Source organism: Jatrophihabitans sp., from assembly GCF_051960575.1.
Taxonomy (GTDB): Bacteria; Actinomycetota; Actinomycetes; order Mycobacteriales; family Jatrophihabitantaceae; genus JBQCEE01.
The window spans coordinates 1-8656 of the sequence record NZ_JBQCEE010000014.1 but is presented as its reverse complement, the minus strand read 5'-3'; the positions used below and the strand labels follow the sequence as shown (position 1 = coordinate 8656).

The following is an 8656-nucleotide window of genomic DNA, read 5'->3' as shown; positions in this document are numbered from 1 at the left end:
GCGCAGCCTGTCCTCATCGGCCGTCGCCTGCGCCAGCTCGGACTCGGTGTTGTCGATCTCTCGCTGCTCCGCGGCCAGGCCGCCGTCCTCGCCGAGCCGCTCGAGCTTCTGCTCGTTCGTCAGCGACGGGTCGGCGAGCACGGCGTCGGCGAGTCGCTGCTGGCAGCGGCGCAGCGCACCCGGGTCGGCCGAGCCGGGCAGCGGCCGGCCGTCGCGCAGCGTCGCCTCGAGCGCGGTCAACCGTTCGCCGGCGTCGTGCAGCAGCGCGGCCAGCTCGGGCGGCGTCGCCTCCGCCAGCGCCGGCCGCAGCGCGTCGAGGGTCAGCACGGCGTGGATGAGGCGGTGCGAGTGGGCCAGCACCCCGGCCGCGAGCTCGATCTCGGCCTCGGCGGGCACCGGCTCGGCGCGCGCCCGGTCGAGCGAGGCCTGCGCGTTCGTGCGGGCCAGCCGCGACGCGGTGCGGGTGCGCTGCAGGCGCCCCTCGCCGGTCTGCGGGTCGGCGACGGCGGCGAGGTGGTCGCGGTAGGCGGCGATCAGGTCGGCAAGGCGCAGCCGCACGAACTGCCGTTCCCAGCTCGGTCGCACGAGCACCGCGGCGAGCGCCAGTGCACCGCCGAGCAGGGTGGCGCCGGCGCGCGCGAGCGCGGTGGTGTGGGCGGCGATCCCCTCGACCTCGAGCAGCACGACGACCAGGCCCGAGAGGGCGACCGCGACGTAACCGATGTTGACGGCCCCGGCGTAGCGCAGGCCGAAGCAGAAGACGGCGATCAGCACGATCTCGTCCCAGTCCGTGTGCGGCACCACCTGCACGAGGGCGGTGGCGAGCAGCAGCCCCAGGATCGTGCCGCCGACGCGCAGCACCGAGCGCTGGAACGTCGTGCCGAAGTCCGGACGCAGCACGACGAGCACCGTCAGCGGCACCCAGTACCCGCGGTCGCTGCCCGTGGCGCGCATGACGGCGTCGGAGCCGGCCATGAGCACGGCCAGCCGCACGGCGTGCCGCACCACGGTCGAGTCGGGGCCGAGGTTCGCCCGCAGCGTCGCCCACGGCGCCCGGAGCGCCGCCGCCGCCCGCCAGTCACGCGCCTCGGTCCGCCGCCCCTCGCTCGCGCCGACGGCCGTCGTCTCGACGACGGCGCGCAGCTGGCCGCCGAGTGCCTGCAGCCGGCCGGCGGCCGACCGGGCCCGGTAGCCCGGGGCCTGCTCGCCCGCGCGCACCGCGGCCTTGATGACCGGACGGGCGGTCTCGAGCGCGGCCGTGTCGACGGGTCGCCCGCGGTCGAGGGCGGTGGCCACGGCATCCAGCACGCCCGCCGCCGCGGTGAGTGCGGCGCGCAGGGCGGCGTCGTCGTCGAGCCGTTCGAGGCTCGCGCCCAGCACCAGCAGCTCGCGGCGGATGCGCTCGCCCTCGTCGAGCAGCACGCGGTAGGCCTCGACGCTCGGCCCGTGGTCGTGGCCGAGCCCGTACAGCGTCTGCCGCACGTCGGTGAGCACCGCGACGTTGGGCGGCCCGACCGATGTGCCGAGCGGCGCCCGGGCGAGCGCGGCGAGCTCGCGGAACATGCGGGCGAGCGCGACCCGTTCGGGCCGGTGCCGCCCGAGCGGCCAGGCCAGCACCGCGAGCACCGCCTCACCCGCGCCGCCCAGCAGCACCAGCAGTCCGACGTGCAGCGCGTTGGCCGCGGGCTCGGGGAAGTGACCGAGGATGAGCGCCGCAGCCGTGCCGGCGACGCCGACCTGCGTGGCACTCGGGCCGCCGGTGAGCAGCACGCCCGCGACGAACGACAGCGCGGCCAGCAGCGCCACCGACGCCACGTCGCTGCGCGAGCACAGCACGGCCAGCCCGCTCGTGACGGCGGCCGCGACCGCGGTGGTGAGCATGCGCGCCAGCCGCAGCCGGTAGGGCCCCGGCCGGTCGGCGAACGAGGTCTGCAGCGCACCGATGGTGCACGCCAGGCCGGCCGACGCAGGGCTGCCGCTGACGACGGCGATGACGAGCGGCGCCGCGACGCCGATCGCGTTCCGCGCCGCCACGAGCGCGCTCGACTGGCTGCGGTCGAATCGCAACCCGCTGCGCAACAACCCGCCGAGGCCGCCGAGGCCGCCGAGCGACGCGCCCACCGCCGGCCTACAGGACGGACTGGGGCAGCGCGGCGAGCTGGCCGCAGGCGCCGTCGATGTCGCTGCCGCGGGTGTCGCGGACCGTCACGGGCACGCCGTGGGCCTCGAGGATGCGGACGAACTCGCGCTCGACCCGCTTCGGCGAGGCGTCCCACGGCGACCCGGGCGTCGGGTTCAGCGGGATGAGGTTCACGTGGGCCAGCCGCGGGGCGAGCAGCGTGCCGAGCAGGTCGGCCCGCTCGGGCTGGTCGTTGACGTCGCGGATCATGGCGTACTCGATCGAGTAGCGGCGTCCGGTTCGGGCGGCGTAGGCATCGGCCGCCGCGAGCACCTCCCCCACCTTCCAGCGGGTGTTCACCGGGACGAGGGTGTCGCGCAGCTCGTCGTCCGGCGCGTGCAGCGAGACGGCGAGGGTGACGCCGAGGTCCTCGTCGGCCAGCCGCCCGATCGCAGGCACCAGGCCGACGGTCGACACGGTGATCGAGCGGCGCGACAGGCCGAGACCGGCCGGTGCCGGGTCGATGAGCCGGTGCAGCGCCGCGACCACGCGCGGGTAGTTCGCCAACGGCTCGCCCATGCCCATGAACACGACGTTGGACAGCCGGCCGGGTGTGCCGCCGATGTCGCCGCGCTCGGCGGCGCGGGCGGCGGCCACGACCTGCTCGACGATCTCGGCGGTCGACAGGTTGCGGGTGAGCCCGCCCTGGCCGGTGGCGCAGAACGGGCAGGCCATGCCGCAGCCGGCCTGGCTCGAGATGCAGACGGTGATGCGGTCGGCCGTGCCGGCCTCGCGGGCCGGGTAGCGCATGAGCACGCTCTCGACGAGCGCGCCGTCGTGCAGCCGCCACAGCGTCTTGCGAGTGAGCCCGCCGTCGGCCTCCTGGGTGCGCACCGGGGTGACCAACGCCGGGAACAGCGCGGCGGCCACGGTATCGCGCACCGACGCGGGCAGGTCGGTCATCACTGCCGGGTCGTTCTGATGCCGCGCGTAGTACTGCCGCCCGAGCTGGTCGGCGCGGAAGGCGGGCAGCCCCAGCTCGACGACCGCCGCCGTACGTGCCGCCGGGTCGAGGTCGGCGAAATGGGTCGGCGGACGCCCGCGGCGGGGCGCGTCGAAGACGAGGGGCAGGGCGGTCATGACGGGTCCAGTCTCCCAGATCGGGCGGTCGGCAACCGCGCTCGCACAGCGCGCTGCCCGTTGGCCAACCCGTCGGCGGCGCTCAGGATTCCGCGGCCGCGGCCCGCGAGGCGCGGTCGGCCTCGATCCGCGCCATCTCCTCGTCGGTCATCGCGAAGCCGACCAACCAGTCGGCGTCGATGCGGAACCAGGCGGCGCCCGCCCAGGCGTCCGGCCCGGTGCCGTACACCTCGCCGAAGTGCGCCACGACCGCGTCACGCTCGGCGCCCTCGAGCGGGACGGCCCGGCCGTGACAGAAGACGCCGTAGCCGTCGCGCGGGGTGTACGACGCGCTGATCGCCGGTCGGGCCAGCAGTTGGCGCGCCTTCGGCGACTCGCCGGCCGTCCCGAAGCGCCAGTGGCCGTCGAGGAAGTGCCCGTCGACGGCCGAGATGCGCGGCTCGCCGCGGGCCGTCACGGTCGCGATGTTGAGGACGGCCGGGCACGGCAGCTCGCGCAGCAGCCGCTCGGCGGTCAGCCGCCGCTGCGGTTCCATGATCGAGCGCAGGTGCTCGGACGAGTGGGTGAAGCTGCGGTCGAGCAGCGCCTGCAGGGCGTCGACGTCACCGGTGCCGGTCATGGCGCGCAGTGTGCACCCGGCGTCCGACAACGGCCAGGGCCCGCCGTGTCAGCCGGCCGAGTCGAGCAGGGCGCGGTGCAGCACGGCGATCAGCTCGCCGCGGGTCACGATGCCGACGAGCCGCCCGTCCGCGTCCACGACCGGGATGTGCCGCAGGCCGCGGTCGCTCATGAGCGCGACGAGGTCACTCACCGGTGCGTCCGCGGCGATCGTCGTGACCGGGCTGGTCATCACCGTGGTGACCCTGTCGACGGCGGCGAGGTTCAGCCCGAACAGGTCGTAGATGGTGACGATGCCGAGCACGTGCCGCTCGGCGTCGACGACGGGCACGGCCTTGACGTGGTGCTGGTGGATGATCAGCCGCACCCGGTACACGGTGTCCGCCGGCGTCACGGTGAGCACGTCGCGGGCCATGACCGTCTCGACGGTGCGGCGGCCGAGCTGCCGGTCGAGGGCGTGCTGCTCGGCGTCGCGGATGAGCGCGACGACGTCCCCGGGGTGCACGTCGAGGCCTTGGTCGAGCCGGGCGATGGCGGCCACGACGTCGTCGGTGTGCACGCCGAGCCGCTGCGTCGGCACGACGTCGCGCCCGAGCGTGCGCACCGGCTCGACCGGCGGCACGTGCGGGTAGCGGCGTCCGGTCAGGTTGTTCACCAGCACCGCGACGGCGAGCAGGAAGACGCTGTCGACCGCGATCGGGAACAGCGGGAACAGGAATCCCTGGTGGTGCACGACCGGCGCCGCGGCGGCGGCGAACAGCGCGCACGCGCCGCCGGGCGGGTGCAGGCAGCGCAGCAGCATCATGGCGGCGATCGCGGCGCCGACTGCGACCGAGGTGGCGAGCACGACATCGTCGAACAGCCGCCCGGACGCGACCCCGATCGTCGCCGAGACGATGTTGCCGGCGAGCAGCGGCCACGGCTGGGCCAGCGGGCTGGCCGGTGCGGCGAACAGCAGCACCGCGGCCGCGCCCATCGGCGCCACGATGTACGGCAGCCCGGCCGGCCCGACGTCGAGCAGCCGGCCGGCCACCGCGGCGACGACGATGCCGACGAGCGCGCCCAGCCCGCCGCGCAGGAACTCTGCTCGCTTGTAGGCGCCCTGCGTCGGTCGCCAGCCGGCGAGCACGGCGGCGACCCGGCCGCCGGTCACGAGGTGCCGCCGACGATCAGGTCGACCCGGTGCTGCGGGCGCTCGCGGGTCGCGTACGCCTCCTCCGACGGCAGCCAGCGCTCGAGCCAGACGGGCAGCAACGCCGCGCCGTCACGCTCGAGCGCCCGCTGCAGCCGCACCTCGCGCGGCGTGTCGACCCACACGGTGAGATCCCACGCCATGCGCACCTCCGCGCGTGTGCACGACACGCCCTCGACGATCATGACCCGGCCGGGCGGCACGTCGACCCAGTCGCCGCCGGTGTCGGCGTCCCAGTCCCAGACCTGGTACCGCGCCGGCCGGCCCGCGCGCAGCGGTGCGGCCAGCTGCCGTTCGAACCGGTCGAAGTCCCACTCGGCGACGTGCGGGCCGGCGAAGTCGTCGATGTGGACGACCACGGCCCGCGGCACGGCGTCGGCGATGGCACCGGCGAGCGTCGACTTGCCCGCACCGCCGAAGCCGTCGATGCCGACCCACCGCGTGCCGTCGAGCACCGCGACGGTCGCGACGGCCTCGAGCACCTCGGCGCGGGTCGCCGGCCGCGGCATCAGGCGGGGTGGAACGCCGAGAGCAGCAGGTAGGCGACGGCGGCGCAGGGCAGCATCGAGTCGAGCCGGTCCATGACGCCGCCGTGGCCGGGCAGCAGGGTGCCCATGTCCTTGATTCCGATGTCGCGCTTGATCATCGATTCGCCGAGGTCGCCGACGGTGGCGGTGACGACGATGGCGAGCCCGAACAGCAGCCCCTTCCACCACGCCTCGTGGAAGCAGAGCGTCATGAGCAGGATGCCGCAGGTCGAGCACCAGACCACCGACCCGGCGAAGCCCTCCCAGGTCTTGGCCTTCGACACCACCGGCGCGAGCGGGTGCTTGCCGAAGAAGACGCCGGTGGCGTAGCCGCCGGTGTCGCTGCACACGACGGTGGCGGCGAAGGCGAGCACGCGGCCGGCTCCGTCGTCCGGATGCGCCAGCAGCAGGGCGAAGCCGGCGAGCACCGGCAGGTACAGCAGCAGGAACGCCGACGCGCTGACGTCACGCAGGAAGCCGTGGGCGCCGTCGGCGACGCGCCAGGCCAGCACGCCGAGCAGGGTGACGAAGGCGGCCACGACCAGGCCCTCCGGGCCGCGGAACCAGGCGGCGAGCAGCAGCCCGACGCCACCCAGCCACAGCGGCACGACCGTGACCCGCACGTCCGCCTGGGCGAGGGCGTTGCGCAGCTCCCAGGTGCCGTAGAGCACGGCGGCACCGACGATGAAGCCGAAGCTCGGCCGGTAGGCGAACAGCGAGGCGATGAAGACCGCGGCGATGACCGCGGCGACGCCGATCGCTGCCGGGAGGTTGCGTCCGGCGCGGGACTTCGGCGCGTCGGCGGTCGCCGGCTCGGGCTGCGCGGGGGCGGCCAACTCAGACCTCGAGCAACTCGGCTTCCTTGGCCTTCACGGCCTCGTCCACCGTCCCCGTGTACTTGCCGGTGAGCTTCTCCAGCTCCTGCTCGGCGCGGTGCACGTCGTCCTCGCCCGACTCGCCGTCCTTGACGAGCTTGTCGAGCGACTCCTTCGCGTGCCGGCGGATCGACCGGATCGCGACCTTGGCGTCCTCGCCCTTGGTCTTGGCGACCTTGACCAGGTCGCGGCGCCGCTCCTCGGTGAGCTGCGGGAAGACGACGCGGATGATCGAGCCGTCGTTCGTCGGGTTCACGCCGAGGTCGCTGTCGCGGATCGCCTTCTCGATGGCGTTCAGCTGCGAGGCGTCGTAGGGCTTGATGACGGCCATCCGGGCCTCGGGCGTGTTCACCGTCGCCATCTGCGGGATCGGCGTCATCGAGCCGTAGTAGTCGACGGCGATGCGAGCGAAGGCGCTCGCGCTCGCCCGGCCGGTGCGCAGACCGCCGAGCTCGTCGCGGGCGACGTGCACGGCCTTCTCCATCTTCTCCTCGGCCTCGAAGAGGATCTCGTCGATCACGAAGGTGCGCTCCTTATGCCGAACTGCCGACGACGGTGCCGATCTTCTCACCGCGGACGACACGGACGATGTTGCCGTCGGCCAGCTCGAACACCACGATCGGCATCCGGTTGTCGCGGCAGAGACTGAACGCGGTGGCGTCGGCGACCTGCAGGCCGCGGCGCAGCACCTCGTCGTAGGTGATGGTGTCGAACTTGACGGCGTCCGGATTCTTGCGCGGGTCGTCGTCGTAGACGCCGTCGACGCCGTTCTTGCCGAGCAGCAGCACGTCGCACCCGATCTCGAGGGCACGTTGCGCGGCGACGGTGTCGGTCGAGAAGTACGGCAGGCCGGCGCCGGCGCCGAAGATGACGACGCGGCCCTTCTCGAGGTGCCGCTCGGCCCGGCGCGGGATGTACGGCTCGGCGACCTGGCCCATCGTGATCGCCGTCTGCACGCGCGTCGGCACGCCGGCCTTCTCGAGGAAGTCCTGCAGCGCCAGGCAGTTCAGCACCGTGCCGAGCATGCCCATGTAGTCGGCGCGGTCACGGTCCATGCCGCGCTGGCTCAGCTCGGCGCCGCGGAAGAAGTTGCCGCCGCCGACGACGACCGCCACCTGCGTGCCGCTCGCGACGACGTCGGCGATCTCCTTGGCCAGCGCCGCGGCGATGTCCGGGTCGACGCCCATCTGGCCGCCACCGAAGACCTCGCCGGACAGCTTCAGCAGCACGCGTCCATAGGCGACGGGAGGGGCCGCCTGAGTCTCGTCACCCATCTGCGGCCCCTCCCGATCGTCTGCTTCCGTCCACCCTAGTCGTGCCGCGGGGCGGGCTCTCAGCCCTGGCCGACCTCGAAGTGGGCGAACTTCGTGACGGTGACGCCCGCGGCCTCGAGGACCTGCTTGACGGTCTTGCCCGACTCGCGCACCGACTCCTGCTCGAGCAGCACGTTGTCCTTGAAGAACGCGTTGAGGCGTCCCTCGACGATCTTGGCGATCGCCTGCTCGGGCTTGCCCTCGGCGCGGGTCTTCTCCTCGAAGACGCGACGCTCGGACTCGACGACGTCGGCCGGCACGTCCTCGCGGCGCAGGTAGCGCACGCGCAGCGCGGTGATCTGCATGGCCGCGCCACGGGCCGCCTCGGTGTCGTCGCCCTCGAACTGCACGAGCACGCCGACCTGCGGCGGCAGGTCGGAGGCCTTCTTGTGCAGGTAGGTCGCGACCTTGCCGTCGAGCTTGACCGCGCGGCGCAGCTCGAGCTTCTCGCCGATGGTCGCGGCGAGCTCGGTCACGGCCGCCTCGACGGTCTTGCCGTCCTTCAGCGTCTCGGCCTTGAGCGCGTCGACATCGGTGACCGACGAGGACGCGAAGTGGGCGACGATGTCGGCCGCGAGCGTCTGGAACTGCTCGTTCTTGGCGACGAAGTCGGTCTCGGACGCGAGCTCGATCATCGCGCCCTCGGCCGCGGCGATGAGCCCGTTGGTGGCCTCGCGCGTCTCGCCGCGCTTCTCGACCTTGGCCGCGCCCTTGATCTTGAGCAGCTCGACGGCGCGCTCGTAGTTGCCGTCGGCCTCCTCGAGGGCCTTCTTGCACTCCATCATCCCGGCGCCGGTGGCGTCGCGGAGCTTCTTCACGTCAGCAGCGGTGAAGTTCGCCATGGGTGTTCTCCCTGGGGGTCCGGTTGCTCG

The 8656-nt window shown here is 73.7% G+C and carries 9 protein-coding genes; all 9 read right to left on the bottom strand.

The features are described from left to right. Positions 1-2121 (bottom strand): FUSC family protein (locus tag ACTHMS_RS00750; RefSeq protein WP_440304766.1); only part of this gene is annotated, 2121 nt, incomplete at its 3' end. A 7-nt stretch (positions 2122-2128) separates the two neighbouring features. After that, entirely contained in the window at positions 2129-3259 is a 1131-nt protein-coding gene (rlmN, locus tag ACTHMS_RS00745; protein ID WP_440304765.1) for a 23S rRNA (adenine(2503)-C(2))-methyltransferase RlmN, read from the bottom strand. Positions 3260-3341: 82 nt separating this feature from the next. Next, entirely contained in the window at positions 3342-3878 is a 537-nt protein-coding gene (locus tag ACTHMS_RS00740; RefSeq protein ID WP_440304764.1) for a pyridoxamine 5'-phosphate oxidase family protein, read from the bottom strand. Positions 3879-3926: 48 nt separating this feature from the next. Beyond that, positions 3927-5030 (bottom strand): HPP family protein, encoded by a 1104-nt coding sequence (locus ACTHMS_RS00735; RefSeq protein WP_440304763.1) that lies wholly within the window; start codon positions 5028-5030, stop codon positions 3927-3929. Then, entirely contained in the window at positions 5027-5578 is a 552-nt protein-coding gene (locus tag ACTHMS_RS00730; RefSeq protein ID WP_440304762.1) for a uridine kinase family protein, read from the bottom strand. Before ACTHMS_RS00730 ends, ACTHMS_RS00735 begins: the two co-directional genes overlap by 4 nt. Further along, complete coding sequence (locus tag ACTHMS_RS00725; protein ID WP_440304761.1) at positions 5578-6432, bottom strand: phosphatidate cytidylyltransferase; 855 nt, start codon at positions 6430-6432, stop codon at positions 5578-5580. The genes ACTHMS_RS00730 and ACTHMS_RS00725 overlap by 1 nt, the downstream gene beginning before the upstream one ends. Before the next feature lies 1 nt (position 6433). Further along, positions 6434-6991, bottom strand: a complete 558-nt coding sequence (gene frr / locus ACTHMS_RS00720) for a ribosome recycling factor (RefSeq protein WP_440304760.1) — start codon at positions 6989-6991, stop codon at positions 6434-6436. Positions 6992-7004: 13 nt separating this feature from the next. Continuing rightward, a complete protein-coding gene (gene pyrH, locus ACTHMS_RS00715) occupies positions 7005-7745 on the bottom strand; it encodes a UMP kinase (RefSeq protein WP_440304759.1) in 741 nt (246 codons plus the stop codon). A gap of 59 nt (positions 7746-7804) precedes the next feature. After that, on the bottom strand, positions 7805-8626 hold the full coding sequence (gene tsf / locus ACTHMS_RS00710) for a translation elongation factor Ts (protein ID WP_440304758.1): 822 nt from the start codon (positions 8624-8626) through the stop codon (positions 7805-7807). Between the last annotated feature and the right edge of the window lie 30 nt (positions 8627-8656).

What these genes read in the sequence shown, in the direction of transcription:
- rlmN (WP_440304765.1), bottom strand. Translation starts at nt 3,259, where the DNA reads ATGACCGCCCTGCCCCTCGTCTTCGACGCGCCCCGCCGCGGGCGTCCG.
- ACTHMS_RS00740 (WP_440304764.1), bottom strand. Translation starts at nt 3,878, where the DNA reads ATGACCGGCACCGGTGACGTCGACGCCCTGCAGGCGCTGCTCGACCGC.
- ACTHMS_RS00730 (WP_440304762.1), bottom strand. Translation starts at nt 5,578, where the DNA reads ATGCCGCGGCCGGCGACCCGCGCCGAGGTGCTCGAGGCCGTCGCGACC.
- pyrH (WP_440304759.1), bottom strand. Translation starts at nt 7,745, where the DNA reads ATGGGTGACGAGACTCAGGCGGCCCCTCCCGTCGCCTATGGACGCGTG.
- tsf (WP_440304758.1), bottom strand. Translation starts at nt 8,626, where the DNA reads ATGGCGAACTTCACCGCTGCTGACGTGAAGAAGCTCCGCGACGCCACC.